Annotated in this window: 28 protein-coding genes; 18 read left to right on the top strand and 10 right to left on the bottom strand. The window is 64.1% G+C overall.

Annotated features, from left to right (window positions below; translation table 11 throughout):
* Positions 1 to 10: 10 nt before the first annotated feature.
* Positions 11 to 457: a DUF1801 domain-containing protein gene (locus GGQ99_RS22620; protein ID WP_183264262.1), complete on the top strand. Its 447-nt coding sequence runs from the start codon at positions 11 to 13 to the stop codon at positions 455 to 457.
* An 18-nt stretch (positions 458 to 475) separates the two neighbouring features.
* Here GGQ99_RS22620 and GGQ99_RS22615 read toward each other — a convergent pair whose 3' ends face one another.
* Together GGQ99_RS22615 and GGQ99_RS22610 are read right to left on the bottom strand one after the other, a co-directional pair.
* A complete protein-coding gene (locus GGQ99_RS22615) occupies positions 476 to 958 on the bottom strand; it encodes a MarR family winged helix-turn-helix transcriptional regulator (protein WP_183264261.1) in 483 nt (160 codons plus the stop codon).
* Positions 948 to 1,127, bottom strand: a complete 180-nt coding sequence (locus GGQ99_RS22610; protein ID WP_183264260.1) for a hypothetical protein — start codon at positions 1,125 to 1,127, stop codon at positions 948 to 950. The genes GGQ99_RS22615 and GGQ99_RS22610 overlap by 11 nt, the downstream gene beginning before the upstream one ends.
* Positions 1,128 to 1,161: 34 nt before the next feature.
* Here GGQ99_RS22610 and GGQ99_RS22605 point away from each other — a divergent pair, with 34 nt between their 5' ends.
* The 8 genes from GGQ99_RS22605 to GGQ99_RS22570 all read left to right on the top strand — a co-directional run bounded on the left by GGQ99_RS22605 (position 1,162) and on the right by GGQ99_RS22570 (position 7,652).
* Positions 1,162 to 1,656, top strand: a complete 495-nt coding sequence (locus GGQ99_RS22605; RefSeq protein ID WP_183264259.1) for a methyltransferase family protein — start codon at positions 1,162 to 1,164, stop codon at positions 1,654 to 1,656.
* Between the two features lie 736 nt (positions 1,657 to 2,392).
* Positions 2,393 to 4,483, top strand: coding sequence for a flagellar biosynthesis protein FlhA (gene flhA / locus GGQ99_RS22600; RefSeq protein ID WP_108607116.1), 2,091 nt, complete (start codon positions 2,393 to 2,395; stop codon positions 4,481 to 4,483).
* On the top strand, positions 4,480 to 5,232 hold the full coding sequence (gene fliR / locus GGQ99_RS22595) for a flagellar biosynthetic protein FliR (RefSeq protein ID WP_183264258.1): 753 nt from the start codon (positions 4,480 to 4,482) through the stop codon (positions 5,230 to 5,232). The genes flhA and fliR overlap by 4 nt, the downstream gene beginning before the upstream one ends.
* A gap of 2 nt (positions 5,233 to 5,234) precedes the next feature.
* Entirely contained in the window at positions 5,235 to 5,621 is a 387-nt protein-coding gene (locus tag GGQ99_RS22590) for a hypothetical protein (protein ID WP_108607114.1), read from the top strand.
* A 64-nt stretch (positions 5,622 to 5,685) separates the two neighbouring features.
* A complete protein-coding gene (locus GGQ99_RS22585; protein ID WP_108607113.1) occupies positions 5,686 to 6,234 on the top strand; it encodes a rod-binding protein in 549 nt (182 codons plus the stop codon).
* 10 nt (positions 6,235 to 6,244) lie between these two features.
* The gene (locus GGQ99_RS22580; RefSeq protein ID WP_108607112.1) at positions 6,245 to 6,664 is read left to right on the top strand and encodes a hypothetical protein; all 420 of its coding nucleotides are present in this window, start codon (positions 6,245 to 6,247) and stop codon (positions 6,662 to 6,664) included.
* Positions 6,652 to 7,203: a hypothetical protein gene (locus GGQ99_RS22575; protein WP_108607111.1), complete on the top strand. Its 552-nt coding sequence runs from the start codon at positions 6,652 to 6,654 to the stop codon at positions 7,201 to 7,203. Before GGQ99_RS22580 ends, GGQ99_RS22575 begins: the two co-directional genes overlap by 13 nt.
* A gap of 86 nt (positions 7,204 to 7,289) precedes the next feature.
* Positions 7,290 to 7,652 carry an SCP2 sterol-binding domain-containing protein gene (locus GGQ99_RS22570; RefSeq protein ID WP_343061769.1) on the top strand — a complete coding sequence of 121 codons (363 nt, stop codon included), beginning with the start codon at positions 7,290 to 7,292 and terminating at the stop codon, positions 7,650 to 7,652.
* 61 nt (positions 7,653 to 7,713) lie between these two features.
* Here the strand turns inward: GGQ99_RS22570 and GGQ99_RS22565 are convergent, their stop codons facing one another.
* Positions 7,714 to 8,283 carry a GNAT family N-acetyltransferase gene (locus tag GGQ99_RS22565; RefSeq protein ID WP_183264257.1) on the bottom strand — a complete coding sequence of 190 codons (570 nt, stop codon included), beginning with the start codon at positions 8,281 to 8,283 and terminating at the stop codon, positions 7,714 to 7,716.
* 99 nt (positions 8,284 to 8,382) lie between these two features.
* Positions 8,383 to 9,516 (bottom strand): ornithine/lysine decarboxylase, encoded by a 1,134-nt coding sequence (gene odc2, locus GGQ99_RS22560; RefSeq protein WP_108607108.1) that lies wholly within the window; start codon positions 9,514 to 9,516, stop codon positions 8,383 to 8,385.
* Between the two features lie 548 nt (positions 9,517 to 10,064).
* Between odc2 and GGQ99_RS22555 the strand changes: the two genes are divergently transcribed.
* The 5 genes from GGQ99_RS22555 to GGQ99_RS22535 all read left to right on the top strand — a co-directional run bounded on the left by GGQ99_RS22555 (position 10,065) and on the right by GGQ99_RS22535 (position 15,887).
* Complete coding sequence (locus GGQ99_RS22555) at positions 10,065 to 11,255, top strand: amidase (RefSeq protein ID WP_183264256.1); 1,191 nt, start codon at positions 10,065 to 10,067, stop codon at positions 11,253 to 11,255.
* A gap of 108 nt (positions 11,256 to 11,363) precedes the next feature.
* Complete coding sequence (locus GGQ99_RS22550; RefSeq protein ID WP_183264255.1) at positions 11,364 to 13,013, top strand: DUF1963 domain-containing protein; 1,650 nt, start codon at positions 11,364 to 11,366, stop codon at positions 13,011 to 13,013.
* 116 nt (positions 13,014 to 13,129) lie between these two features.
* Entirely contained in the window at positions 13,130 to 14,050 is a 921-nt protein-coding gene (locus tag GGQ99_RS22545; RefSeq protein ID WP_183264254.1) for a LysR family transcriptional regulator, read from the top strand.
* Positions 14,051 to 14,116: 66 nt separating this feature from the next.
* Positions 14,117 to 14,782 carry a DUF1007 family protein gene (locus tag GGQ99_RS22540; protein WP_183264253.1) on the top strand — a complete coding sequence of 222 codons (666 nt, stop codon included), beginning with the start codon at positions 14,117 to 14,119 and terminating at the stop codon, positions 14,780 to 14,782.
* Between the two features lie 13 nt (positions 14,783 to 14,795).
* The gene (locus GGQ99_RS22535; protein ID WP_183264305.1) at positions 14,796 to 15,887 is read left to right on the top strand and encodes a nickel/cobalt transporter; all 1,092 of its coding nucleotides are present in this window, start codon (positions 14,796 to 14,798) and stop codon (positions 15,885 to 15,887) included.
* Between the two features lie 6 nt (positions 15,888 to 15,893).
* On the opposite strand, the gene GGQ99_RS22530 is transcribed toward GGQ99_RS22535, so the two are convergent.
* Together GGQ99_RS22530 and GGQ99_RS22525 are read right to left on the bottom strand one after the other, a co-directional pair.
* Positions 15,894 to 16,100 carry a hypothetical protein gene (locus GGQ99_RS22530; protein ID WP_183264252.1) on the bottom strand — a complete coding sequence of 69 codons (207 nt, stop codon included), beginning with the start codon at positions 16,098 to 16,100 and terminating at the stop codon, positions 15,894 to 15,896.
* Positions 16,101 to 16,247: 147 nt separating this feature from the next.
* Positions 16,248 to 16,931: a GNAT family N-acetyltransferase gene (locus GGQ99_RS22525; protein WP_183264251.1), complete on the bottom strand. Its 684-nt coding sequence runs from the start codon at positions 16,929 to 16,931 to the stop codon at positions 16,248 to 16,250.
* Between the two features lie 83 nt (positions 16,932 to 17,014).
* Between GGQ99_RS22525 and GGQ99_RS22520 the strand changes: the two genes are divergently transcribed.
* Both GGQ99_RS22520 and GGQ99_RS22515 read left to right on the top strand, forming a co-directional pair.
* On the top strand, positions 17,015 to 18,199 hold the full coding sequence (locus GGQ99_RS22520) for a pyridoxal phosphate-dependent aminotransferase (protein ID WP_183264250.1): 1,185 nt from the start codon (positions 17,015 to 17,017) through the stop codon (positions 18,197 to 18,199).
* A gap of 79 nt (positions 18,200 to 18,278) precedes the next feature.
* Positions 18,279 to 19,130, top strand: a complete 852-nt coding sequence (locus tag GGQ99_RS22515) for a sterol desaturase family protein (RefSeq protein ID WP_210307989.1) — start codon at positions 18,279 to 18,281, stop codon at positions 19,128 to 19,130.
* Between the two features lie 6 nt (positions 19,131 to 19,136).
* Here GGQ99_RS22515 and GGQ99_RS22510 read toward each other — a convergent pair whose 3' ends face one another.
* From GGQ99_RS22510 to trhO, 3 genes are all read right to left on the bottom strand, one after another.
* Positions 19,137 to 19,892 carry an SDR family oxidoreductase gene (locus GGQ99_RS22510; RefSeq protein ID WP_183264249.1) on the bottom strand — a complete coding sequence of 252 codons (756 nt, stop codon included), beginning with the start codon at positions 19,890 to 19,892 and terminating at the stop codon, positions 19,137 to 19,139.
* A gap of 295 nt (positions 19,893 to 20,187) precedes the next feature.
* Positions 20,188 to 20,937 (bottom strand): tellurite resistance TerB family protein, encoded by a 750-nt coding sequence (locus tag GGQ99_RS22505; RefSeq protein ID WP_108607101.1) that lies wholly within the window; start codon positions 20,935 to 20,937, stop codon positions 20,188 to 20,190.
* Positions 20,938 to 21,038: 101 nt separating this feature from the next.
* Complete coding sequence (trhO, locus tag GGQ99_RS22500; RefSeq protein ID WP_183264248.1) at positions 21,039 to 21,968, bottom strand: oxygen-dependent tRNA uridine(34) hydroxylase TrhO; 930 nt, start codon at positions 21,966 to 21,968, stop codon at positions 21,039 to 21,041.
* A gap of 184 nt (positions 21,969 to 22,152) precedes the next feature.
* On the opposite strand from trhO, the gene GGQ99_RS22495 reads away from it, so the two are divergent.
* Positions 22,153 to 23,022, top strand: a complete 870-nt coding sequence (locus GGQ99_RS22495) for an N-acetylmuramidase domain-containing protein (protein ID WP_183264247.1) — start codon at positions 22,153 to 22,155, stop codon at positions 23,020 to 23,022.
* 144 nt (positions 23,023 to 23,166) lie between these two features.
* Positions 23,167 to 23,808, top strand: a complete 642-nt coding sequence (locus GGQ99_RS22490; protein WP_183264246.1) for a 2-dehydro-3-deoxy-phosphogluconate aldolase — start codon at positions 23,167 to 23,169, stop codon at positions 23,806 to 23,808.
* A gap of 104 nt (positions 23,809 to 23,912) precedes the next feature.
* Here GGQ99_RS22490 and GGQ99_RS22485 read toward each other — a convergent pair whose 3' ends face one another.
* The gene (locus tag GGQ99_RS22485; protein ID WP_183264245.1) at positions 23,913 to 25,646 is read right to left on the bottom strand and encodes a peptidoglycan L,D-endopeptidase MepK; all 1,734 of its coding nucleotides are present in this window, start codon (positions 25,644 to 25,646) and stop codon (positions 23,913 to 23,915) included.
* Positions 25,647 to 25,664 lie beyond the last annotated feature (18 nt).

The raw sequence follows: 25,664 nt of genomic DNA, 5'->3' as shown, positions 1-25,664 counted from the left end.
GGAGGAAAGAATGGAAAAGAAAACGGCCTCGAATGAAGCGGGCAGCGGAGTCGCAGCTTCCCGGCAGATCGATGACAAGATCACTGCGCTCGGCGATTGGCGCGGCCAGACGCTTGCCCGGGTGCGCGCCCTGATCCTGCAGGCCGACCCCGAGGTGGTCGAGGAGGTGAAGTGGCGCGGCGTTCCGGTCTGGTCGCATGCCGGCATCATCTGCACCGGCGAGACCTACAAGAACGCCGTGAAGATGACCTTCGCCAGGGGCGCCTCGGTGGAAGACCCGAAGGGCCTTTTCAACTCCAGCCTCGAAGGCAACACCAGGCGTGCCATCGATTTCCACGAGGGCGACACCATCGATGAAGAGGCGTTGAAGGCGCTCATCCGCGCCGCCGTGGCCCTGAACACCTCGGTGCTCGCCGCCCGATCCGTCCGCTCGCAGAAGAAACCCAAGGGCGTCTGAACAGCGTGGCGGTGCCTGCTACGGCAGCCGCTCCGACCGCGCTTTCACATCGTCGCTCAGCTGCCGCACGATCTCGGTGGTCCTGAGGATATCGGCTTCGCTGAGGGCGACGCCCATGCTCGAGGCGATCGCCAGGAGCTGGGCGTTCATCTCGCGATAGCGCGCCTCGCCTTTCGCAGTCAGCTGCACCAACTTCGAGCGCTGGTGCTTCGGATTTTCGATGAATGCCACCAGCCCCTCGGCCGCAAGTTCGTCCGCCAGCCGCTGCATGCGCTGGCGGCTCGTGGGCCGCATCTGGGCGATCTGCGGCACCGTCAGCGGACCAAGCACCGCCAGGCTTCGCATGAAACCGAACGCACCGCCGCCCCAGTTGGTGATCAAGCCGGTCTTCTGGCCGACCGCCCGTATCCTGAAGAAGCACTGGGCCACTTCGAGCATCAGCTCGGCGATCGCCTCTGCCTTGTTGTCGGCGGTTGGGCCCGCCCCCGTCTCAGCCGCCATCCCGGTCTCCTGTCGTGCCGACGTCATCGCCTTCGTCCGGTGAGAGCAATTCCAGGAAAAGTGTGCAGCGGCTTTCCGTCCGGAATTGCGTAAAACAAGCTGCACAGCCTCCGTCATTGACACCATGGTTGTCAATTTGTAGAATGACACCTTGGTTGTCGTTTTGCATTGAATTTCGTCCTCCAGCATATGCGGGAGCATTCATGCGTGAACCATCTGGCCAACACGTGAACGACACTGGAACGGCAGGCGTCATCGCGCGGCCGCCTCTGCTGTTTCTTGGCGCTCTTCTGCTTGGACTGGCCGCGGATCGCCTGCTGCCTTTGATGGCCCCTGTCGCGGCGAGCGATCTGGTCCGTCTGGTCGGCGGTTGCCTGATCCTCACCGGCTTTGCGCTAGCGATCGCGGGTATTCGCAACTTCTCGCGGGCGGCGACACCGGTGCCCACCTATGAGCCGACCCGCGTGCTCGTCACCTCAGGCATTCACGGGTGGACGCGCAATCCCATCTACCTCGGCATGTTCCTGCTCTATGGCGGCATCGGCGTCGCCGCACTGAGCCCGTGGATCCTTGTCCTCACTGTTCCTCTTGCCATCGTGATCCGCTACGGCGTCGTTGCCCGCGAGGAGGCCTACCTCGAACGTCGCTTCGGCAATGCGTATCTCGACTACAGGCGACGCGTGCGGCGATGGCTGTGAGCGAAACCGGCTTCGTGGATGTCCTCGCGAGCAGCCTTCCCTCCACATCGCGATCCTCCCTTCCTCGCCAATCGCATACGTTGAAGATTGGCGGCGACGTCTAACGAAGCTCGTCATCCTCGGGCGGAGCAGAAGCGAAGCGACCTGCGGAGACCCGGGGATCCATGCGTGAAATGGCAATTGCCGCTGTGGTCCAGAACCAACGCCGATACATCCCGATGTGTCACCATCTGTCAGCAATCCGCGTGGATAGACCCATCCCTCTTTTCCACGCCCTGAAAACCTCCCGTACAATCCATGCCAGTTCCTCCCGCGGGAACGCCGGTCGCGACGGTGATCTGTGGGGAGGAACCGGCGCCTCCGATCATGGGCTAACGTGGCTCATGGTCCGGGGAGGTTCCGTCCAAGGGTTCCCCCTCGGGCACTACGGCCCGGGTGCGCTGGACGATGCGCTAGTGGGGGCATGGGCGAAAATGCCCGATGCCCCGGAAGCGGAACGGACGGGAACGGAAATCGCCGGCGGTGCGCGGGTTCGCGCCACATCTCAGACTATCGGCAGGCACGGCCCCGCGCCCCGCTTCCCGAATTCTCCCAGACAATAGCCAGACCGGAAACGGGGCGTGGCGGTGAGCAAGCTTGGCCCTTCGAAGGCAAGCTCCCACCCTCGCGCAAGCTTGAAGCAATAGGGTCAACGGGCCGTGGCATGGGTTCGCGGCAGAATTCGATCGGATGAGCCATGGCGATCAGTGAAACCATTTCGGGCATAGGCGCGCCAAACAAGAGCGGACGCGACGTCTTCTTCGCGCTCGGCATCGTGGTTATCCTGGTCGTCCTGTTCCTGCCGATCCCGGCTTTCCTGATCGACGTCGGCCTCGCCTTCTCCATCGCCATTTCAGTGCTGATCCTCATGGTCGCCCTGTGGATCCAGCGGCCGCTGGACTTCTCGTCGTTCCCGACGATCCTGCTGATCGCCACGATGCTGCGCCTGTCCCTCAACATCGCCACCACGCGCATGATCCTTTCGCACGGCAACGAGGGCACGCACGCCGCCGGCTACGTCATCTCGGGCTTCTCCAGCCTGGTCATGTCCGGCGATTTCGTCATCGGCCTGATCGTCTTCCTGATCCTGATCGTGGTGAACTTCATCGTCATCACCAAGGGTGCGACGCGTATCGCCGAAGTCGGCGCGCGTTTCACCCTCGACGCCATCCCCGGCAAGCAGATGTCGATCGACGCCGATCTCGCCGCCGGCATGATCGACGACAAGACCGCTCAATTGCGCCGCCGCGAACTGGAAGAGGAAAGCTCGTTTTTCGGCTCGATGGACGGTGCCTCGAAATTCGTCCGCGGCGACGCCATCGCCGGCCTGATGATCACCGCCATCAACATCGTCGGCGGCATCGCCATCGGCTATTTCCGCCACGACATGGGCATGGGCGAAGCCGCCGACGTGTTCATCAAGCTGTCGGTCGGTGACGGTCTGGTGACCCAGATCCCGGCCCTCATCGTCTCGCTCGCCGCCGGCCTGCTGGTCTCCAAGGGCGGCACGCGCGGCTCGACCGACCAGGCAGTGTTCGGCCAGCTCGGCGCCTATCCGCGCGCGCTCTACGTCGCCGCCGGCCTGCTGCTGTTGCTCGGCTTGATGCCCGGCCTGCCGATGTTCCCGTTCGTCACGCTCGCTGCCGGCATGGCCGCACTCGGTTACGTCATCCCGATGCGCCACAACCGCCGCGTCGCCGAGGCCGACGCCGAGAAGAAGCAGGCGGAAGTCGACAAGGTCGAAGAGGAAAAGAACTCGGTCAAGGCATCGCTCGCCACCGCCGAGATCGAACTCCTGATCGGCAAGCAGTTGTCGACGCGCCTGCTTGCAACGCATCAGGAACTCGCCTTCCGCATGTCGAAGATGCGCAAGAAGTTCGCCACCCAATACGGCTTCGTCGTGCCTGAAGTCAGGATGACCGACGACTACTCGATCCCGCCCAAGAGCTACCAGATCAAGATCCACGGCACGGTCGTCGCCGAATACCAGATGCGCGTCGGCGAGATCATGGTGCTGCTCGGCTCGCGCGAACTGCCCGACATTCCGGGCGAGGAAGTTCGCGAACCCGCCTTCGGCATGCGCGCGTTTTCGGTGCTCGATTCCTTCGCCGAGGACCTCAAGCGCGAGCAGTTCACCTTCGCCGACAATATGTCGGTGCTGCTCACCCATCTCTCCGAGGTGATCCGCAACAACCTGCCGCAGCTGCTGTCCTACAAGGACATGAAGGCGCTGCTCGAACGCCAGGATCCGGAATACCGCAAGCTTGCCGACGAGATCTGCACCTCGCACATCACCTATCCCGGCCTGCAGGCCGTGCTGAAGCTGTTGCTCGCCGAGCGCGTGTCGATCCGCAATCTCCACCTCATCATCGAGGCCATCGCCGAGATATCCCCCCATGTCCGCCGCACCGAGCAGATCGTCGAGCATGTCCGCATCCGCATGGCCCAGCAGATCTGCGGCGACCTTGGCGAAAGCGGCGTGCTCAAGGTGCTGCGTCTCGGCAACCGCTGGGACCTCGCCTTTCACCAGAGCCTCAAACGCGACGCCAAGGGCGAAGTACGCGAATTCGACATCGACCCGCGCCAGCTCGAGGAATTCGGCCAGGACGCCTCGAAGGCGATCCGCATCCACCTCGAGGCCGGCGAGCGCTTCGTGCTCGTCACCGCCCCCGACGCCCGGCCCTATGTCCGCATGATCATCGAACGGCTGTTCCCGACCCTGCCGGTGCTCAGCCATGTCGAGATCGCCAAGGGCGTCGAGCTGCGCGTGCTTGGAACCATCTCATGAATGTTGCCGCGCAAGGGTTCGTCCTTGCGGCGTTCCTCGCCTTTTGCCGCATCGGCAGCTGCTTCATGCTGATGCCCGGCATTTCGAGCGTACGCGTGCCCATGCATGTCCGGCTGTTCGTCGCCGTCGCCGCCACCGGCGGGCTTCTGGTCCACCTCTGGGACCAGATCTTTCCCTATGTCGATGCGCGCCCGGGCGTGCTGATGCCGATGATCGCCTCGGAGTTGCTCATCGGCGGCCTCATCGGCCTGATGGCGCGCCTCTACATACTGGCGCTGATGTTCATGGGCTCGGCCATCGCCATGCTGATCGGCTATGGCGGCGTCGGCGGCCACGCCATCGAGGAAAACGAGCCGCAGGCCCCGCTCGCATCGATCATCTCGATTTCGGCGCTGATCCTGCTCTTCGCCTTCAATTTCCACCATGAGATCGTCCGCGCGCTGGTCGCCTCCTATCAGGTTGCCCCGATCAACCTGTTCTTCAACCCGCAGGCGGCGCTGGTGGACATCGCCGACACACTGTCGGAGAGCTTCATGGTCGTGCTCAGGCTGGGCAGCCCGTTCGTCGCCTACGCCATCCTGGTCAACCTGACGATCGGCTTCGTCAACAAGCTGACGCCGCAGATCCCGGTCTACTTCATCTCGCTGCCCTTCGTCGTCGCCGGCGGCTTGATCCTGATGTACTTCGGTATCGCCACCATGCTCAGCCTGTTTGCCGACGGCTTCGCCGACATCACGGTGGGGAGGTAGACATGGCCTCGCGCAGGGAACGGCTGAAGAAGCTGGTCGTGGTGCAGGAGCAGCTCAAGGCGCTGCACGAGACGCGTCACGCCGGTTTCGTCGCCCAGGCCATCGCGGCTGAGAGCGAGGCGCAATCCCTGGCGGAAAGCTTCGACAGCACCGACGGCATGCCCCAGCTCTTTCCGGAACTCTATCACCGGCGAATCTCGGCGGCGATCAACAGGCAGCAGCTCAACCTCGGCCTCGCCAGATTTGAGGTCGGAAAGATCGCAACCGCCACCGCCCGCACCAACATGGTCGAGCGCGCCTATCGCGACGTCAGGCGCCGCGACGAGCGCGACAGTGCCGACCGCGAGCGTCTCGAAATCATCGAAAGAAAGCCCAGTGACGACAAGTAAGGTTGCCGCAAGCTTGACCCTCCACAATCAGCAGTAACGTAAACCCCGGAAAGGCGAGCCAGCTTTGGCGATCTCCCCACCCAGCGACATCGTTCTGGACGTTGCCAAGGCCGTCGAGCCGGCCGGCATCCAGGCCGCGCGTGCCGCGCTCGCCAACCGGACGCCCAGCACCGGCGCCGCCTTCTCGCTCACCGAGGCGGCGGTCACCGGCGGCATCTCGCGCCAGCCCGACGCGGCGAGCCCCGACGCCAGCATGAAGCGCTTCGAGGCCATGGTGCTGCAGACCTTCATCGAGAACATGCTGCCCAAGAACACCGACAGCGTCTACGGCAAGGGCATGGCCGGCGACATGTGGAAGTCGATGATGGCCGAACATCTGGCCGACCAGACCGCCGAAGCCGGCGGCATCGGCATCGCCAAGGCCCTCATGCGCGACCACTACATCAAGGACGAGCAGGCGCTGCCGGTCGGACCGGTGTCCGGCGGCCCGGATCGGGCTGCGCTCGATGAGCAGGCAAGCCAGGCGACTGCGGTCATCCAGGAAATACAACGGAAGATGGTCCAGTCGCTGGGACGCGACGCCGCCTCCTCCGTCACTGACACCAAATCCTAGAGGGTAAGATATGTCGGATCTCTCCGAATACAGGCCGAACCTCCCGGCCAAGGCCGAGCCAATCGAACTCGTTCAGTCGGCGCAGCCGGGCAACATCGGTGCCATCATCAGCCGCATCGAAGAGGCGGTCGAAGAAGAAACCGCCTCGATCCGCACCGACACCCGGTTCGACATCAAGGCGTCGAATGCGCGCAAGAGCCGCTATCTCTACGAATTGACGCGCGCCACCAAGGGCCTGGTCGAGGGGGACTTTCCGGGCGATCTCAAGGTCGGCGTCGAACGCTTGCGCGACAAGCTCGCTGCAAACGAACGCGCCATCCTCGCCCATCTCAGCGCGGTCAGCGAAGTCGCCAACCTGCTCAAGGACGCCATCCAGCGTTCCGAGACCGACGGCACCTACTCGGCCAACGAATTCGGATGGGCGCGGTGATCAAGTTCATCGCGGCGGCCTTGTGGATTGTCGCCGTGACGCTCGGCGCGGTCTTCTATTCGTTCCAGGCCGCGGCCAACCTGCCCGCGGCCGACGACAAGAAGCCGCTGCTCGGCGGTCTCGACTACGTCAAGACCGACGTCATCTCGGTGCCGCTGCTCAAGGGCGAGCGCGTCGAGGGCTATTTCCTGACGCGCCTGGTCTACACGGTCGAGCCCAAGCAGGTTGCCAAGATGTCGGTGCCGATGGACGCGCTGCTCGTCGACCAGGTCTATTCCTATCTCTACGGCAATCCGCAGATCGATTTCACCCAATACGACAAGCTCGACCTCGACGCCTTTCGCAACGGCCTGCGTGACAGCATCAACGCCCGTATCGGCGAGAAGCTGGTGCATGAGGTGATGGTCGAGCAGATCGACTTCCTGACGCCGGACGACGTGCGCGACAATGCGGTGCGTCGCCGTTCTGCAGCGGCGACAGCGGCCGCTAAATCGGCCGAGGCCGAAGCCGCCGGAGAGGCACCGGCCGCCGCTCACTGAACCCGATGCGAGCCAGCCGGAACGAGCCATTCCTCAAATCTACGTTGACGTAAACGTCAATTGGCCGCTATAGGCTTTGCAGTCCTGTGACGCGGGCCGGCTTGCCGGATTGGTCCGGGGAGGCCGGGCGCAAAGCGCCTTTCAGGAAAGATCAGGAGAGAGCCATGAGCATTCAGACAGTCGCAGACAAGATCAAGTCGAAGGTCGAGAGTTCCGGCTTCGACCGTTCGGTCAAGTTCGACACCGGCGCCGATGGCGTCATCGTCATCGACGGCGCAACACTGTCGACCACCGACGCCCCGGCCGATTGCACCATCAAGCTGTCGCTCGACGATCTGGAGTCGCTCATCGCAGGCGACCTCAACCCGACGATGGCTTTCATGACCGGCAAGATCAAGGTCGAAGGCGACATGTCGGTGGCCATGGGCCTCAGCAGCCTGCTCGGCTGAGGCCTCGGTTCCACAGACCTAATGGACCTTCCCGTCACCGCCAGGCACGGGAAGGTCACGATCAGGCAGCCAGCCGCGCGCGCTCGGTCTTGAGCTTGCGGCCGGCGGCCTTCAGGACGCCCTTGGTACCGTCCAGGGCGCCCGAAACAAGTTCCAGCGCGAGAAAGCGTTCGCGCTCGTAGGGGCCAGGCATCGAAAGCTGCCCGGTCTTCTCAGCGGTGAAGCCAAACCGCGCATAATAGGGCGCATCGCCGACCAGCAGGATGGCGCGGTGGCCGAGGCGCGCAGCCTCTGCGATAGCGTGGCGCATCAGCGCCGAGCCGACGCCAGCGCTTTTCATCGACTGGTCGACAGCAAGCGGGCCGAGCAGCAGCGCAGCCGGGCCACCCTCGCCCAGGCGCACGTCCCACAGCCGCACGGTGCCGACCACCGAGCCATCGGCATTGCGGGCGATCAGCCCCAGGCCCTCGGACGGGCGGCGCCCGCGGCGCAGCTTCTCCGACGACTTCTTGCGCCGCTTCAGGCCCATGGCGCGGTCGAGCAGAGCTTCGCGCGCCGGAACGTCGGCGAGGGTTTCGGCCACGATCACGATGTCGGGCGAGGTTTTGGTTTTTTCGATTTCAATATGCATGTCCGCGATCCTTCACGAGCGGATAACTGTTCCACAAGCGAACCCGTGCGGGCGCCGATTGCGCCCGCGCCGGGTGATCTGATCAACTCTTGCGAGCCGTCAGATCACGTAGGATCGGAGAGGCTCGAAGCCGTTGAAGGCGACCGACGAGTAGGTCGTCGTGTAGGCGCCGGTACCCTCGATCAGCACCTCGTCGCCGATGGTCAGCGACAGGGGCAGCGGGTACGGCGTCTTTTCGTACATCACGTCGGCCGAATCGCAGGTCGGGCCGGCGAGCACGCATGGCGACTTTTCGTCGGCATCGCGTTCGGTCACGATCGGATAGCGGATCGCCTCGTCCATCGTCTCGGCGAGGCCGCCGAACTTGCCGATGTCAAGGAACACCCAGCGCAGATTGTCGTTGTCGGCCTTCTTGGAGATCAGCACGACTTCCGACTTGATGACGCCGGCATTGCCGACCATGCCGCGGCCCGGCTCGATGATCGTCTCCGGGATGTTGTTGCCGAAGTGCTTGGACAGCGCCTCGAAGATGGCCTGGCCGTAGGCCTGGGCAGCCGGCACGTCGCGCAGGTAGCGCGTCGGGAAGCCGCCGCCCATGTTGACCATGCCGAGCGTGATGCCTTCTTCGGCAAGCTTGGCGAACACCATCTTGGCGTCGGCCAGCGCGCGGTCCCAGGCGGAGAGATCGACCTGCTGGGAACCGACGTGGAACGACACGCCATAGGCATCGAGGCCGAGCGCCTTGGCCTGGCGCAGCACGTCGACGGCCATGGCAGGCACGCAGCCGAACTTGCGCGACAGCGGCCATTCCGCACCTTCGCCATCGGTCAGAACGCGGCAGAACACGCGGGCGCCGGGGGCGGCACGCGCGATCTTCTCCACCTCTTCGACGCTGTCGACGGCAAACAGACGGATGCCGAGTGCGAAGGCACGCGCGATGTCACGCTCCTTCTTGATGGTGTTGCCAAAGGAGATGCGCTCGGCCGGCGCGCCGGCATCCATGGCCATCTCGACTTCGGCGACCGAAGCGGTGTCGAAGGACGAGCCCATCGAAGCAAGCAGGCGCAGAATCTCGGGCGCCGGGTTTGCCTTCACGGCGTAGTAGATCTTGGACTCCGGCATGGCCTTTTCGAAGGCGCGGAAATTGTCGCGCACGACGTCGAGGTCGACGACGAGGCAGGGGCCCGAGGGACGTCGGGTGGCGAGGAAGTCGAGGATGCGCTGAGTGGCCATAGGTCTCTCCATCGCGCGGTCCTGCCGCGCAAGATCATCAAGCTGCGGGACGGCCGTTCCCGGCCGTGGTATCCCGCGGTGGACAAAGACATGATCGCTATTTGATGGAACCAGCCTGTGGAGACCCTGGATCCATAAATGCGCTTCACGCGGCGGTGAACCTGAGCCAGCCCGGCTTCGGTTCGCTTTGTCTGCCTTGGCTTGGAAATGGGAAGACCCGTTCCGCACTGCCGGCAATGAAGGTGTGCCTCTTCAGTAACCCCGGCTTTTGGACAGCCGGAAGAGAACCAGAAAGGCCCGCACCGTCGTTGCTTCAAGGTGTCCTCGATTTCGCGGTTGGCCGCTAAACCGACTGGAGGGGTTAGCTCCAGTTACCTTACCGATTTCCTCGCCATTCGAGGGATCGGCGGACACCCACAGGCACGTGCGACTTTGGGCAAGCCGGGATATATGCACCACTGCCGTCACAATCAATTAAAATCGGATGGCGGGTTGAAAAAATTCAAACGTCGAACAATGCTGGCGATATCGTAAACAGGCTTCGAACGATGAATAGCATGCCCGACCCTTTCAACTCGTTCCTCGACATGCCACAAGTGCCTGTTTCCAATGCGGAAAATGGCCCGCTTGCGGGGCTGCGGCTGGCTGTCAAGGACATCTACGATGTTGCCGGCCTCGTCACCGGCTGCGGCAATCCCGGCAAGGCTGCCAGCAGCCTTCCGGCCCACAAAACTGCCGCGTCAGTGCAGGTGATTCTCGATGCGGGCGCTCGATTCGTCGGCAAGACCCAGACCGACGAACTCGCCTTTTCGTTGATGGGCCAGAACGCGCATTTTCCGCACCCGATCAATCCCACGGCACCCGACCGCGTTACCGGCGGCTCGTCATCTGGTTCGGCCGCCGCAGTCGCCGGCGCGCTTGCCGACATCGCAGTGGGCTCGGACACCGGTGGCTCGATCCGGGCACCGGCCAGTTTCTGCGGGCTGATCGGCCTGCGCACGACCCATGATCTCATCTCGCTCGACGGCGCAATGAAGCTCGCCCCCAGCCTCGACACGTTCGGCTGGTTCGCCCGGGACATCGACACCTATGAGAAGATGGCCAGGCTGCTCATCGGCGAGGATGCCCATCGCGGCGAACTGGTCCGGCCGCTTGCGCTCGACTGGCTCGACGCGCTGCCCTCCGGCCCGGCCGAGGCAGCCGAATACCGGCGCATGCGCGGCATCGCCGAAAACGCCCTTGGCCCCATAACCAAGGCGTCACCCCTCACCTTTTCGCCCGACGAACTCTACTGGTGCTTCCGCAAGGTCCAGGCCTTTGAGGCCTGGCAGCAGCATGGCGCGTGGATATCGTCCGGAGACCGCGGCCTCGGGCCAGGCGTCAAGGAGCGCTTCGCCTTTGGCGCGACCATCGATGCCGCGGCCTATCAAACAGAGATCGCCAGGCGCGACGCTTTCCGCAGCGAACTCGGCGCATTGCTGGGCGATGACGGCATCCTGATCCTGCCGACCGTGCCGGGCGCGGCCCCACTAGCCGGCGCGGCGGACGCCGAATTGCTGGCCTATCGCGAGCGCGCGCTGATGCTGCTTTGCCTGTCGGGGCTTTCCGGCTTCCCTCAGATCACCCTGCCCATCGGCACGGTGGACGGCGCACCATTCGGCCTGTCGCTGCTGGGACCTGCCGGCAGCGATCTGGCGCTCATCCAGTTGGGACGCCAAGTACTGCAGCAGCAACTTTAGCAATCGGCGCAGGTAGCGACAGTTCTGATCAATCACGATTGTTTAGGAATCCGTCGCTAGCTTGCGCGCATGAGCCCATATACCCGCCCGATACTGGTTTTCGTCTTCATGGCCATGCTGGTGGCCCAGACGCTCACGCGTTTCCTCGACGGCCTGCCGGGTAGTGGCGTCTCCAACGGCGTCCAGGGCATCAATGCCTTCCTCGACTTCGTGCTCGTGTCCTGGATCGGCGTAGTTCCCTCTGCTGCCGTGCTCGCCCTGCTGACCGTCGTCTTCACGGTGCTGGCCTATCGCAGGCAACACAGCGAGCAGGAGCTGACTGGAAAGCCTGTCGTCAGGCGGCGTGCCGCCAAGGCTACGATGCCAACCATGCAAGCCCCCTCCCCGGAACGTATCGCCAAGGCGGTCGGAAGGCCCCCTCCCCAAGCGGCAGACCGGCCATTGACCGGCGCTGAGCACCAGTTCCTGGTCAAGATTCGGGAGGATCTGGCCGGCCAGCTCGTGCACGAACAGAAGCTCATGGATGCGCAGGCTACCGAGCCTGTGGTCGTACGGCTGGTGCCGCAGATTCCGCTGCGCGACGTCGATCACCCCAGAAGCTGGCTCGGCGGCGCGCCTGCCATGGCCGAGTATATCCCCTGGCCGGTGATAGACGGCCGCAACGCCAATTTCCTCGTGCAGATCTGCTGCGCCGATCTTCCCGCCGATCTGTGGGACGGCCTCGGTCCGCGTGACGGCTGGCTGGCCTTCTTCATCCACCCGACCGACTACGCGGTGCATGTGCTGCATCTGAGTGAGATGGGGCCGTGGCGGCAAGGACCCGAGGACCTGAGCATAGATGGCTGGTCCATCAGCTTGCCTTACGCGAAGTCGCGGCTGAAGCCGATCGACGCCTGGCCGCGCTGGCCGGTCGATCTGGTAGCGCTGCGGCCGGGTGACCCCGACCCTCGGCGGGAAGGATATAGCGAGGCCAGCCACGAAGTCTACAAACAGGGTTTCGACCCGTCGCCGGAGCATCGCCCGTTCGATCGCTCCACCACCCTCGGAATGCTCGATATCGCGGAGGCGCGCCTCGTCGAATATCTGGCCGAGGATCTGATCACACCGCTCCGACAGCAGCTCGAACAGGTACTTGACTGGCTCGCGGTCGCGGAAGCCGCGCCGGTACCGCCCAGAAATCTTGCCGAACTGCGCGAACGTGCCGCCACCTTGCCCGCACTGATCGAAGCGAGGACGAAAGGGCGTCCGATGCTCGAAGCAGCCCTGGCCCAGGTGCGGACAGTGGCCGAGCGGACCAATGCGGCATCGGACCAGACGCAACTTTCGGAGGATGAAATCGCCGCGATCACGGCCGAACTCGGCAAGTGCGAGATCATCTATCCGCGAGTCCAACAACTGCCGCTGACCGCCCAAAATGGGGAAGGATCATTGTGGGTCTGGGATTTCGAGTGCCTCCGGCTCGACCGGGCGCGACATGCCTACTCAAGATCGCCCGAGGCTTTGCCTCCAGCAATGCGCAGCTATTTCGAGGCAATCTGGAAGGATCAGGCCGCACATGAAATGGCGGGCATGGGTCACGTGCCCTTTGAGTATGTGCACCAGTTCGACCTCGACAAGGACGTGACCCTGCTCGAACTTCCCACCAGCAACCTGATGGGCTGGATGTTCGGCGACGTCGACAACCTGGTGCTGACGATCAGGAAGCAAGACCTCGCGGCGGGCAGGTTCGACGCTGTCGAGGTTCAAGTCTCGAACTGATCGCCACCCGCGCCGACGCGCATGGCACGACAAGCTCCGTGCCAGAGCACTTGACCCCCAGGTGTGAACAATCCTAGCGTCGTCGTAGCTAATTTTTGAACGAGACCGCAGGCACCATGGACACACTCACCCGGATGCGCGCCTTCATCGACGTCGTCGAGGCCGAAGGCTTTTCGGCGGCGGCACGCAAGATCGGCCGCTCCAAGGCGCTGCTGTCCAAATATGTCCGCGAGCTGGAAGACGAGCTCGGCGCCCTGCTGCTCAATCGCACCACCCGCCAGTTCTCGCTGACGGAAGCGGGTCACACCTACTATCGCCGCGCTTCCGAGATCGTCCGCGAGGTCGACAGCCTGGCCGATGCGGTGCGAGAATCCTCCGGCGACGTGCGCGGCCGCATCAAGCTGTCGGCGCCCCGCACCTTCGCCGACGCCCCGATCGGCCAGTCGCTGATCGACTTCGCCAAGGAGCACCCCGACATCGTGCTCGAAATCCATCTCGACGACCGTTTCGTCGACCTCGTCGAGGAAGGCTTCGACCTTGCCATCCGCATCTCCCGGCTCGAGAATTCCTCGCTGATCGCACGCCGGCTGGCGCCCTTCGGCATCAGGCTTTGCGCCTCGCCGGAGGCGATCGCCAAGCACGGCAAGCCGCAACGCCCGGCCGACCTCGCCAAGGTGCCCTGCATCATCGACACCAACGGGCGTTGGCTGTCCAACTGGCCCTTCGTCGGCGAAACCGGCGATACAGTAACCGTTTCGGTCTCTGGACCGATGGAGGTCAACAGCCCGCTGGCGGCACGGGCTGCGGCAGTTGCCGGCCTCGGCTTCGCCATCCTGCCTGATTTCATCGCCGCGCCGGACATCGATGCCGGCCGGCTCGTGGCCGTGCTCGACGACAACCGCCTTTCGGGCGGCGGCATCTTCGCCGTCTACCCTCACAGGCGTTATCTGCCGGCCAAGATACGCGTCTTCGTCGATTTCCTGGTGCAGTGGTTCAAGATCAATCCTTGCGACCATCCCGCAGAATTGAAAGGCTGAACGTCCCACTTTCGCCCTGTTTCTGATAATGGTCGGCTACATTCGAACCGCCGGACCACCAGTGCCATGATTCTGAAAATGCGAACGTCGATACTGGCCGCGGCCGGGGCAGCCCTGCTGGCAACGACAGTGCCGGCCAGCGTTCATCCGCACGTCTTCGCCGAAGCCCGGCTCGATGTCCTGCTCAACACCGACAACACGGTGAAGTCGCTGCGCCACCTCTGGCGCTTCGACGACCTGTTTTCCAGCACGGTCCTGATGGAGTTCGACAAGAACGCCGATCTCAAGCTCGACGAGGCCGAACTGGCCGAGGTTTCCAAGACGGTGTTCGAATCCATCGGCGAGTACAATTACTTCCAGGTCGTCACCCTGGACGGCAAGGATGTGGCGATGAAGCCGCCAGCCGGTCTGATCGCCGATTTGGAGGACCAGCAGCTCATCATCCTGTTCGAGGCGGAGCCGAAGGAGCCGCTGAAGCTCTCCGGAAAGATCGATTTCGGCGTCTACGATCCGACCTTCTATACGGCGATCGATTTCACCGAAGACACCAACCTCAACGTCGCCGACCTGCCCTCGTCCTGTACGCGCCAGGTGATCCGGCCCGATCCCGACGAAGTGATCGCGCAGAACCAGGCCAACCTGACCGACGCCTTCTTCAACGACCCGACCGGCACCGACATGAGCAAGATCTTCGCCACCCGCCTCGAACTGAACTGCCAGGCCAAGGGGTGATCCCGTGAAGAAGATGACCATCCGCGCGATCTTCGCCCTTCTGTTGATCAGCTACGTGCTCAGCCATTTTTTCACCGGCCACGCCCATGCCCAGAGCTCGCTCGGCATCGGCACCAATGAGGCCATCGTTCCGTCGACCGGGCTGTTTGCGGGCCTGCTCAACTGGATCAATGTCCACCAGCAGCAATTCTACCGATCGCTGACCGGCTCGCTGAAGGCAATGCGCGACGGCGAAGGCAGCGGCATCTGGCTGCTCGTCGGCCTGTCCTTCGCCTATGGCATCTTCCACGCCGCCGGCCCCGGCCATGGCAAGGCGGTGATCTCGTCCTACATGCTGGCCAACGAGGTGGCGCTGAAGCGCGGCATCATGCTGTCATTCGTCTCGGCGTTCCTTCAGGGCCTGACGGCGATCGTGCTGATGACGCTGCTGTTCCTCGTGCTGCGCGGCACCTCGGTGTCGATGACCAACGCGACCTGGTTCCTGGAAACCATAAGCTACGCGCTGATCGCCGCTTTCGGCGCCTGGCTTTTGTGGAAGAAGCTCCGGCCGATGGCCTTCGGCCTGGCCGGCGCGACCGCGGGCCACAGCCTGTCGGCAGCGCATGCCGGCCACACACACGGTCACGACCATGACCATGGCGATTGCGGCCACGATCATGCCCACGACGCTCATGGCCACGCGCATCACGATCACCACGGCCATGCGCACCATCACGCCGAGGGTGAAGTCTGCTCGACCTGCGGCCATTCGCACGCGCCCGATCCGAAGATGCTGGAAGGCAAGCATTTCGACTGGCGGACGGCGTGGTCAGCGGTCGCCGCCGTCGGCATCCGCCCCTGCTCCGGCGCCCTGATCGTGCTCAGCTTCGCCTTCCTCAACGGCCTTTGGGCCGGCGGCATCCTTTCGGTCTTTGCCATGGCATTGGGAACGGCAATCACCGTGTCAGCGCTCGCCGTGCTTGCGGTGACGGCGAAGAACTGGGCCGTCGCCATCGCCGGCGACGGGCGCGCCGGCAACCGCGTTCACAATACAATCGAGATCGGCGGCGCCGCCCTCGTCATGCTGATCGGCATCATGCTGCTGGCAGCCAGCCTGAGCGCCTGACCTCGGCTAGAGGCCCTTGTTGCGCTGGCTGCGCCCGCGCAGCCAGAACACACCGAAGAAGGCCAGCACGAAGATGACCGCGATCACGCCGGCGGCCACTGTCGAATAGTCGCCGACAGCGAGCATGATCTTGGGCAGGAAATATGCAAACAGGCCGAAGCCGCCCAGGAAAATGGCGGCGGCGATGGCGGAATTGCGCGTCTTGGTATCCATCGGCTATCGGCCCCAGGGTTCCGGATGTTGCCGGGTGCGGTACCCGGCGTGACTTAACCTCATAGCGCCCGCCGGCGCATCAGCCAACGCGCCATGGCCGGTTCCATTGTCGCATGGCAAGCCCGCGGATCGTTGGCGCGGGTCGTCTCAGGCGCCGAATTCGGTGCGGAAATCCTCAAGGCGCCGCTTCTGCTGGCCCGCGGCATCGAAATTGGCCGGGTCGAGCCAGGCCTCATAGGCCCGTCGCAGCGCCGGCCATTCGGTGTCGATGATCGAATACCAGGCGGTGTCGCGGTTCTCGCCCTTGGCGACCATGTGCTGGCGGAAGATGCCCTCGAACTTGAAGCCGAACCGTTCGGCGGCGCGCTTGGAGGGCTCGTTGTGGTTGTTGCACTTCCATTCGTAGCGGCGGTAGCCGAGTTCGAAGATGTAGCGCGTAAACAGGAACTGCGCTTCGGTCGCCGCCGGTCGCCGGGAGACGATGTCGCTCCAGTAGATGTTGCCGATCTCGATGACGCCATGAGCCGGATCGATGCGCATCAGCGTCTGGCGGCCGGCCATCTTGCCGCTTGCCTTGTCGATGACGACGAAGAACAGCGGATCGTTGCTTGCCGCCGACTTGTCGAGCCAGGGCTGGAAGTCGGCGCGGGTCTGCGGCTTGGTGTCGAAAAGCCAGCGGAAGCGGCCTTCGGCATCCTCGGCGGTCGCCATATCGAACAGCCGTTCGCCATGCATTGCCGCGTCGAGCGGCTCCAGCCGGACATAATTTCCGTCGAGCACGATGCGCTCGGGGCGCGGCCTCGGCTTCCAGTCCTGCAGGTTCTCGGTCAACGATCTCTCCAATTCGTTTGACATGGCTGCCACGAGTCTCGCAAAAATCCAGGGACATCGACAGAACCAGACGAGTGCCCGCAATGCTCCACACGATTTCCGCCTTTGAACGCCTTGGCGAGGAAAATGCCTTCGCCGTGCTCGCGCGCGCCACGGCGCTACTGCACGAGGGTCGCGACATCGTCAATCTCGGTATCGGCCAGCCCGATTTCCGCACGCCCGAGCATATCGTCGAAGCCGCCATCAAGGCGCTGCGCGACGGCCATCACGGCTACACCCCGGCCAACGGCCTGCTGGCCACGCGCGAGGCGGTGGTGCGGCGTACTCTGGCAACCACGGGCGTCGAAGTCTCGCCCGAAAACGTCATGATCATGCCCGGCGGCAAGCCGACGATGTTCGCGGCGATCCTGATGTTCGGCGAGCCGGGCACGGAAATCCTCTACCCCGACCCCGGCTTCCCGATCTACCGCTCGATGATCGAGTTCACCGGAGCGACCCCGGTGCCGGTGCCGATGCGCGAGGCCAATGGCTTTGCCTTCTCCGCCGAGGAGACGCTGTCGCTGATCACCCCGAAGACGCGGCTTTTGATCCTCAATTCGCCGGCTAACCCGACGGGCGGGGTGACGCCGCGCACCGAGATCGCCAAGCTGGTCAAGGGTCTGGAGGCTCATCCGCACGTCGCCATCATGTCCGACGAGATCTACGACGTCATGACTTATGACGGCGAGCGCCACAGCTCGCTGCTCGCCTTCCCGGAGATTCGCGACCGGCTGATCATCCTCAACGGCTGGTCCAAGACCTGGGCGATGACCGGGTGGCGCATGGGCTGGTCGATCTGGCCGAACGGAGTGGGGAGCGGCCAACTCTACGACAAGGTACGCAAGCTCGCGGTCAATTGCTGGTCATGTGTCAACGCGCCGAGCCAATATGCCGGCATTGCCGCAATCGACGGCCCGCAGGACGACGTCGACAGGATGATGCGCGCCTTCGACAGCCGCCGCCGCATCGTCGTCGAAGGGCTGAACGCCATCGAGGGCATTTCCTGCATCTCGCCGAAGGGCGCCTTCTATGCCTTCGCCAATGTCGAAAAGACCGGCTGGAAGGCCAAGAAGCTCGCCTCGGCGCTGCTCGAAGAAGCCGGCGTTGCCCTGATCGGCGGCCCGGACTTCGGCATCCTCGGCGAAGGCTACATCAGGCTGTCCTATGCCAACTCGGAAGAAAACATCCTGCGCGCGCTGGAGCGGATCGAGGCGTTCCTGGCGAAATAGCCGCAGGGCCGCGCAAAGTTAACCATTTCGATTTATTCACATCTCACAATGGTACCAACAGTGGCATTGGGGATGTTGCTTGCCTGACCTACCGTTCGAGCACTTGGCAAACGCTGCGCACGATTTCTGGCGCGCGATCTATCTGCCATTGCCGTTCTTCGTGCTGCTGGCGCTTGTCGTCAAGCGAGAGCGGTTCGTCGGCGACATCTTGAAGGCCGTTCCCCAGGCCAAGATCAACCTGCTGATCCACTTTATCGACGTGCTGCTGGTCGCACCGATACTGGTCGCCCTGGCACTGTTCATGAAGCAGGCGTTCGAGACCTACGACCTCGCCCTCGTCCCCGCCACCATGTGGGAGGGACTGCACCCGGCATTGGTCGGCCTCGCAGCCGTCTTCCTCGGCGATTTCATCGGCTATTGGCGTCATCGGATCGAGCATTCGGCCTTGCTTTGGCCGTCGCACGCCGTCCACCACAGCGACACGGAGATGACCTGGCTGGCGATCTTCAGGTTCCATCCGATCAATCGCCTGACGACAGTGGCGATCGATTTCGCCTTCATCCTGTCGATGGGACTGCCAGCCTACGCTATCCTCGTGAACTGGCTCGTGAGGCATTACTACGGCGCTTTCATCCACGCCGACCTGCCTTGGACTTACGGTCCGTTCGGTCGCATCTTCGTTTCGCCGGCAATGCACCGTTGGCATCACTCAGCCGAGCCGATCGCCTACAACACTAACTTCGCCTCTGTGTTCTCGGTGTTCGACTGGGCCTTCGGGACGTTCAGGGTCCCCGGCGCATGCGACACTGCCCTGGGCGTTCCCCAGCCGATGGGCAATGGCCTCATCGGGCAACTGACCTATCCGCTACGGCGCTCATCCTACCGCCACTTCGTCCGGCGCCTGACTCACTGGCGCAGCCGAAGCGCCTGACGGACATCACCCCCGCCCGACATAGGGCATCTTGGTTGCCATCACGGTCATGAACAGCACGTTGGCGTCGAGCGGCAGGCCAGCCATGTAGACCACCGCCTCGGCGACGCGCTCGACGTCCATCACCGCTTCGGCGGCAATCGAGCCGTCCGCCTGTTGCACGCCCACCGTCATCGGCACCGCCATCTCGGTCAAGGCATTGCCGATGTCGATCTGGCCGCAGGCGATGTCGTAAGGACGGCCGTCGAGCGCCAGCGTCTTGGTCAGGCCGGTGATGGCGTGCTTGGTCGCGGTGTAGGGCACCGAACCGGGGCGCGGCGCATGGGCCGAGACGGAACCGTTATTGATGATGCGGCCGCCCATCGGCTCTTGCCGGCGCATCGCCGCAAAGGCAGCGCGCGAGCACAGAAATGTGCCGGTCAGGTTGACCGCCACGACATCGTTCCACGCCTCGACGGGAATTTCGTCGATGGTGGAGGCCTTGTAGCCCATGCCGGCATTGTTGAAGAGCAGGTCGACCCGCCCGAACGCCTCGGTGATGGTCTCGAACATGTCGTCGACCTGATCGGGCCTGGTGACGTCGCAGACCACGGCCAGGGCCTTGGCGTCGGTCTTGCCGGCATCTGCTATCGCCGCGTCGAGCGACGTCTTGCTGCGGCCGCAAAAGACGGTGTTCCAGCCATCCCTCAGCAGCGCAGTCGCCACCGCCTTGCCGATGCCCTTGCCGGCACCGGTAACCACTGCGACCCTGTTGCTCGCCATGATGAAGCTCCTCCATGCGCATGACCAATCGCCGGCGGACGATCATTGTAGCGTCAACAATCTAGAGCGCCGACCCAAGCAAAACCAGATCGGCTGTCTTGATTGTAGCGATGGAGCGAAGGAAATCGGCCACAGAAAAAGGGCGGTCATTGGCGACCGCCCAGTTTTTCATCGAACCGTGCTTGGGAGGAGGAGAGCCGATCCGAGTAAGAAAAGGATGCGCCTGCTCGGTTAACAAATCCTTAACGCGAAAAGCGGCCTTTTAGCTGCTTTTCGCGAGCCTCCCGAGAGAGACCTACCAGCGTGGATTGACCTGTGGATTGGCCGAAGCCTCGATCGGCACCTTGACGCTCGACACCGTCGCCTCGACATGGTCGACCAGCGCGTCCGGCAGCTTCAGCCGGCCGGCGAGAAGGTCGAGATAGCCGCGCTCGGCGCGCGTGTCGGGATCGATCGCCAGGCGCGAAGCGGTGTAGAGCTCGACCTTCTGTGCGTCGGTCTGGGCCGCGGCGACGATCGAATCGAGGTCCAGCGGCGCATCGAGCTCGGCCATCAGGAACTGCTCTGCCTCGGAACCGATGCCGGACAGGCTGAGCTTGTCGCCGATCTTCTTGCGCTCCTCGTCGTCGATATGGCCATCAGCCTTGGCGGCAGCGATCATGGCGCGGATCAGGGTCAGCGCGAATTCGGTCTCGCCCTGGGGCGCCTGGGAGGGATGGAAGGAATTGTCGGCCGGCGGCGGCAGGAGCTGCGGCTCGGCTTGTGGGGCAGCGGCAGTCTGCTCGGGGGCGTTGCCGGCCTTGTAGTTCTGGTAGGCCTTGTAGGCGAGGCCGCCGATGGCCGCGAGGCCGCCGACCTTCAGCGCCGTGCCCGTGACCTGACGGCCGGCACCGGTTCCGAGCAGCACGGCGACCAGCGCGCCTGCGGCCAGCGGATTGTCCTTGGCGAGCTGGGTCGCCTGCCCGGCCTTGTCCCGCACGGTGGAGCCGGTGCCTGGGATCTTGGAGCCGAGGAGATCGTCGAGCAGCTTCTTGGGGTCGAACATGAATGCCTCCGGTTAGGAATGTCTGTCGCCGTGAGGTAGGCGGACGATCGCGACATTACAATGACGCCGGTCAATTTGGCGAGGCAATCCGATACAGCCGTTCAACTGCCGATGTGGGGGGCGTCGCCGCGTTGTTCTGCCAGCTCTACTTGGCGATGGCGCTCCGCGTAGCGGGCACGGTCCTCGGTAGTGCGGGTATCATGGCAGTGCGGACAGGACACGCCAGCCTCGAACTTGGGCGACAGCAACTCCTCGGGCATCAGCGGATGCCGGCAGGCACGGCACAGTTCGGCCTCGCCCACGGCAAGCCCGTGCGACACCGAAACGCGCTCGTCGAAGACAAAGCACTCTCCTTGCCACAGGCTCTGCTCCGCAGGCACCTCTTCGAGGTATTTGAGGATGCCGCCCTTGAGGTGGAACACCTCGTCGATGCCGAGCGACTTCACATAGGCCGTCGCCTTTTCGCAGCGGATGCCGCCGGTGCAGAACATCGCGACCTTGCGGCCCTCGAGCTCGCTGCGATGGCCCTCGACCCAGCCGGGGAATTCGCGGAAGCTTTTGGTCTGCGGATCGACCGCCCCGGAGAACGTGCCGATCGAAACCTCATAGTCGTTGCGCGTGTCGACGACGATCGTGTCGGGATCGGAAATCAGCGCATTCCAGTCGTGAGGCTCGACATAGGCGCCGACGCTGGCGAGCGGGTCGATGCCCTCGACGCCCATGGTGACGATCTCGCTCTTCAGCCGCACCTTCATGCGGTGGAACGGCATCTCGGTTGCCGCGCTGTACTTGACTTCAAGGCCGGCGAGTTCCGGCATGGCTTCAAGATGCGCGATCAGTTCGGCGATCGCCTCTCCGGTGCCGGCGACCGTGCCGTTGATGCCCTCGCGGGCAAGCAGCAGCGTGCCCTTGATGCCGCGGCCGCAGCAGAAGGCGGCAAGCGGCGCGCGCAGGTCCTCGAAGCGCTCCAGCCGGCAGAAGCGGTAGAGGGCGGCGACGCGGAACTGGGATGCGGGTGTGGAAAGATTCATGGCGTGAGCCACTAGCGCTTCGCCTCATTTTTTTCAACGTGCAGCTGAAAGTGGAGCGATTACAGGCAGTTCCTGATTCGGGTCGGTCTCGCACCGGAGAAAGACGGCCGATTTCCCGGGGTATCTTCTCCACGCCTGCGGAATTCCGGCGACAATGGTTGCGACGAAACGGAGAGTGTCGCGCATGTTCAGCAAGCAAACGGCCGATGAAATCGAGAGGGCGGCGCGCGAATTCGGGCTGGAGCCGGCCGCCCTGCTCGCCATTGCCGAGATCGAGAGCGCCGGCCAGGTCTTCGCCAGGATCGACGGACGCAACGAACCGTTGATCCGCTTCGAAGGGCACTATTTCGACCGCAGGCTTTCGGGCGACAAACAGGCAAGGGCGCGCGCGGCAGGCCTTGCCTCGCCGACGACGGGTGCCGTCGCCAACCCGCGCGGCCAGGCGGCGCGCTGGCAAATGCTCGAACAGGCGGCTGACATCGACCACCAGGCCGCCTATGAATCGACGTCGTGGGGCCTCGGGCAGGTGATGGGGTCGCACTGGCTGTGGCTCGGTTTCGACAATGTCGACGGGCTCGTCGCCGAGGCGCGCTCCGGCGCTGCCGGCCAGGCACGGCTGATGGCACGCTACATCGACAAGGCCGGCCTCAAGGAGGCACTCAACGGTCATGACTGGGAAGCGGTCGGACACGGCTATAACGGCCCGGGCTTCCGCAAGAACAGCTACCATACCAAGCTGGCCGATGCCTATCGAAGGCAGATCGACGGCCCAGCCCCCGGCGACCGGACGATGCAGGTCGGCTCGCGCGGCGAGCTGGTCACCGAACTGCAGGAAGCGCTCGTGGCACTTGGCTATCCCGTCGACACAGATGGCATCTACGGCCCGGGCACGGCGTCCGCGGTCAGGAAGTTCCAGGCCGAGCACGGCCTTGCCGTTGATGGCATCGCCGGTGAACGAACCCAAGCCGCGATACGCCGGGCGTTGCAGCCTGGAGCAGGCGGGCTGTGGTCAGCATTGAAGTCCTGGCTCGCCGGTATTTTCGGTCGATCTTGACGCGCCGGAGCGCTATGCAGGCACGCAAGGCGGTCCGGTTTTCCAGCTGACATGCGGGCCGCATCACCATGTCGCTGCAGGCTTCGTGGACTCGTTCTGCACGGTCTGTTAAATCGGTTGAAAAGTAACGATGGAGCGAGTGCCATGACCAGCAAAACCCAGAAACTGCTTGCGCTGCTGGATGGCCAGCCGGTCATTCCGGTGCTGAAGATCGAACGTGCGGTCGATGCTGTGCCGCTGGCCCGTGCCCTCGCCCGCGGCGGCCTCAGGGCGATCGAAATCACCCTGAGGACGGACGAAGCGCTGGAATGCATCCGCCGCGTTGCCGCCGAGGTCGAGGACTGCATCGTCGGCGCCGGCACGATCCTCAACGCCCGCCACTTCGACGAGGCGGTGGCCGCCGGCTCGAAGTTCATCGTCAGCCCCGGCCTGACCCGCGAACTGATCGTGCATGCCGCGACCAGCGATGTGCCGCTGCTGCCGGGCACCATCACTCCCGGCGAAATCATGGCCGCGCGCGAAGCCGGTCTCGACTTCCTGAAATTCTTCCCCGCCGAGCAGGCCGGCGGCGCGCCTTTCCTCAAGGCCCTCGCCTCGCCCATCGCCGACGTCAAGTTCTGCCCCACCGGCGGCATCTCGGCCAAGAACGCCAGGGATTATCTCAGCCTGCCGAACGTCGTCTGTGTCGGCGGCTCGTGGGTCGCCCCCGACGACATGGTCAAGGCAGGCGACTGGGCCGGCATCGAGGCGCTGGCCGCCGAAGCAAACAAGCTGCGCAAGAACTGAGAATCTTGCCTTCTCCCCTTGTCGGAGAAGTCAGGATCTGGCCAACCCAACAAAAAAGCCGCGCTGGCAGCCAGCGCGGCTTTTTTTATTGTCCTGTTCGTCGGTCAGTTATTCTCGAAACGAGCGACCGACAGGAACTTCACGGCACTGCCGGAGAAGCGATTGGCATCTGCCGCCTGGCTGCCCTGCTGGAAACCGGCCGTGTAGACCTCCTTCGGCGCGGTGCGGACGATGTTGTAGGCAAAGCCCGGCGCCTTGGTATTGGTCGTGACCGTCGTCACCTGCTCGCCGCTGCGCAGGGCCCAGCGTGCGGCGTCGGGCGCTGCGGCAACCACGACGGCCTTGGGCTCGGGCTTGGCTTCCTCGGCAACCGGACGGGCCGACTTGCGGGTGGTCTTGACGCTGCCGCCGATCGCGGCGGCCGGGTCCTGGCCCGCCGAAAGCGAGGCAATGGCGTTCTTCGGCGTCGCAGCCTTGGGCGCGGCAGTGGCCACGGCCTCGGGCTGGTCGAACACGGAGCGCTGCTCCGGCACCGGCGCGAGAGCCGCAACCTCGAACTCGTCGTCGGCCGCTTCTTCGGCTGGAATGTCGTCCGCCGCTGCAAGTGCCGCTTCCACCGTCATGTCCTGCGGACGCGACGAAGGCACAGGTGCATTGCCTGCGACAGCCGGCATGTCATCGCTGGAGGCCAGCGCCATCAGGACATTCTGGTTCTCGGGCGTGAGTTCGGCTGGCGGGTTGTAGTTCGGACGCCGGGTCGGCAGCGGAACATTGGCTGCGATCTGCTGTTCAACTGCGGTCGGCTGCTCGCCTTCGGCCAGCGGCGCCGATGCCGCGCCGAACGGCACGGTCTCCGCGGTCGCCACGCCGATCTCGGCCTGCGGCCGCGGCGCGATGCCCGGAAGCGGCACGCTGCGGGCGGGAAGTGCCGCGAGAATGGTCTCCGGCGCCTGATCGGCCGGTTCCTCGTCGGCGACCTGCGGCAGCTCAGCGCGCTGCGCATTCTCGGGCGCTACGATCTGGATGCCGGGCAGCGACTTGGCGGCAGGCGCCTCGGCAATTGCCTTGGCCGGCGCCCTCTTGGGCGCAACGGCTGCCACTGCGATTTCGCCGGTATCCTCTTCCTCGTCTGCACCGCCGCCACCAAACAGTGCTGCAAACAGGCCACCGCTCCGCTTTGCCGGCGCCCCAGCGCTGGCAAGGACCATCTCGCCGCTCTTCTTGCGCGACTGATAGGAAGCGAGCGCCTGCTCGAAACCGGGCAGCGGCTTGCCGTCGCTTGGCACGTGCAGGGTCTTGCCGGACGGGAACACGGCTACCAGTTCGCGGCGGCTCATGCGCGGCCAGTGGCGGACATTGCCGACGTCCATGTGAATGAAGGGCGAACCGGAGCGCGGATAGTAGCCGACGCCGCCGGCCTGGACGCGCAGGCCCGAGTCACGCAGCTTCTTCAGCGGCACGCCGGGAATGAAGAAATCCATCGCCTTGCCGAGCATATGCTGGCTTTTTTCGGCAACGCCGCTCGAACGGCTGCGCAGCAGCGAATTGGTCGCCGGCGAACGATAGGCCGACACGACATGGATATAGTCGCGGCCGCCAGCAGAACGATAAGCCTCCCAGACCACGTCGAACAGACGCGGGTCCATTTTGGTCGGCTCGTTGCGGCGCCAGTCGCGCAGGAACTGATTGAGTTTCTTGAGTCCGGCAGCATCGTATCTGCCGTTGCGCTTGAACGTGATCTCAGCCCTTTCGCCCGTGTGGGTGTAATAAAGCTTGAGGGTCCGCGTTTCGGCGGAGGCTGTCGCCTGAGAAGCTGTCAGGAAACCAAAGGTCAGCATCGCGGCGGTAAGCCACTT

It is taken from the genome of Aminobacter niigataensis (assembly GCF_014200015.1).
In the GTDB taxonomy this organism is placed as follows: domain Bacteria; phylum Pseudomonadota; class Alphaproteobacteria; order Rhizobiales; family Rhizobiaceae; genus Aminobacter; species Aminobacter niigataensis.
The sequence above is the reverse complement of the archived record's forward strand: the minus strand, read 5'-3'. Positions and strand labels throughout refer to the sequence as shown.

Bases quoted from the DNA above. Each gene is read 5' to 3' on its own strand.
- flhA (WP_108607116.1), top strand. From the start codon at position 2,393: ATGGCGATCAGTGAAACCATTTCGGGCATAGGCGCGCCAAACAAGAGC.
- GGQ99_RS22550 (WP_183264255.1), top strand. From the start codon at position 11,364: ATGGCCATGCTGGTGGCCCAGACGCTCACGCGTTTCCTCGACGGCCTG.
- odc2 (WP_108607108.1), bottom strand. From the start codon at position 9,516: ATGGCCACTCAGCGCATCCTCGACTTCCTCGCCACCCGACGTCCCTCG.
- GGQ99_RS22495 (WP_183264247.1), top strand. From the start codon at position 22,153: ATGTTCAGCAAGCAAACGGCCGATGAAATCGAGAGGGCGGCGCGCGAA.
- GGQ99_RS22575 (WP_108607111.1), top strand. From the start codon at position 6,652: ATGGGCGCGGTGATCAAGTTCATCGCGGCGGCCTTGTGGATTGTCGCC.
- trhO (WP_183264248.1), bottom strand. From the start codon at position 21,968: ATGAATCTTTCCACACCCGCATCCCAGTTCCGCGTCGCCGCCCTCTAC.
- GGQ99_RS22620 (WP_183264262.1), top strand. From the start codon at position 11: ATGGAAAAGAAAACGGCCTCGAATGAAGCGGGCAGCGGAGTCGCAGCT.
- GGQ99_RS22615 (WP_183264261.1), bottom strand. From the start codon at position 958: ATGGCGGCTGAGACGGGGGCGGGCCCAACCGCCGACAACAAGGCAGAG.
- GGQ99_RS22545 (WP_183264254.1), top strand. From the start codon at position 13,130: ATGGACACACTCACCCGGATGCGCGCCTTCATCGACGTCGTCGAGGCC.
- GGQ99_RS22530 (WP_183264252.1), bottom strand. From the start codon at position 16,100: ATGGATACCAAGACGCGCAATTCCGCCATCGCCGCCGCCATTTTCCTG.
- GGQ99_RS22605 (WP_183264259.1), top strand. From the start codon at position 1,162: ATGCGTGAACCATCTGGCCAACACGTGAACGACACTGGAACGGCAGGC.
- GGQ99_RS22610 (WP_183264260.1), bottom strand. From the start codon at position 1,127: ATGCAAAACGACAACCAAGGTGTCATTCTACAAATTGACAACCATGGT.
- GGQ99_RS22510 (WP_183264249.1), bottom strand. From the start codon at position 19,892: ATGGCGAGCAACAGGGTCGCAGTGGTTACCGGTGCCGGCAAGGGCATC.
- GGQ99_RS22505 (WP_108607101.1), bottom strand. From the start codon at position 20,937: ATGTTCGACCCCAAGAAGCTGCTCGACGATCTCCTCGGCTCCAAGATC.
- GGQ99_RS22555 (WP_183264256.1), top strand. From the start codon at position 10,065: ATGAATAGCATGCCCGACCCTTTCAACTCGTTCCTCGACATGCCACAA.
- GGQ99_RS22540 (WP_183264253.1), top strand. From the start codon at position 14,117: ATGATTCTGAAAATGCGAACGTCGATACTGGCCGCGGCCGGGGCAGCC.
- GGQ99_RS22590 (WP_108607114.1), top strand. From the start codon at position 5,235: ATGGCCTCGCGCAGGGAACGGCTGAAGAAGCTGGTCGTGGTGCAGGAG.
- GGQ99_RS22535 (WP_183264305.1), top strand. From the start codon at position 14,796: ATGACCATCCGCGCGATCTTCGCCCTTCTGTTGATCAGCTACGTGCTC.
- GGQ99_RS22485 (WP_183264245.1), bottom strand. From the start codon at position 25,646: ATGCTGACCTTTGGTTTCCTGACAGCTTCTCAGGCGACAGCCTCCGCC.
- GGQ99_RS22565 (WP_183264257.1), bottom strand. From the start codon at position 8,283: ATGCATATTGAAATCGAAAAAACCAAAACCTCGCCCGACATCGTGATC.
- fliR (WP_183264258.1), top strand. From the start codon at position 4,480: ATGAATGTTGCCGCGCAAGGGTTCGTCCTTGCGGCGTTCCTCGCCTTT.
- GGQ99_RS22580 (WP_108607112.1), top strand. From the start codon at position 6,245: ATGTCGGATCTCTCCGAATACAGGCCGAACCTCCCGGCCAAGGCCGAG.
- GGQ99_RS22490 (WP_183264246.1), top strand. From the start codon at position 23,167: ATGACCAGCAAAACCCAGAAACTGCTTGCGCTGCTGGATGGCCAGCCG.
- GGQ99_RS22520 (WP_183264250.1), top strand. From the start codon at position 17,015: ATGCTCCACACGATTTCCGCCTTTGAACGCCTTGGCGAGGAAAATGCC.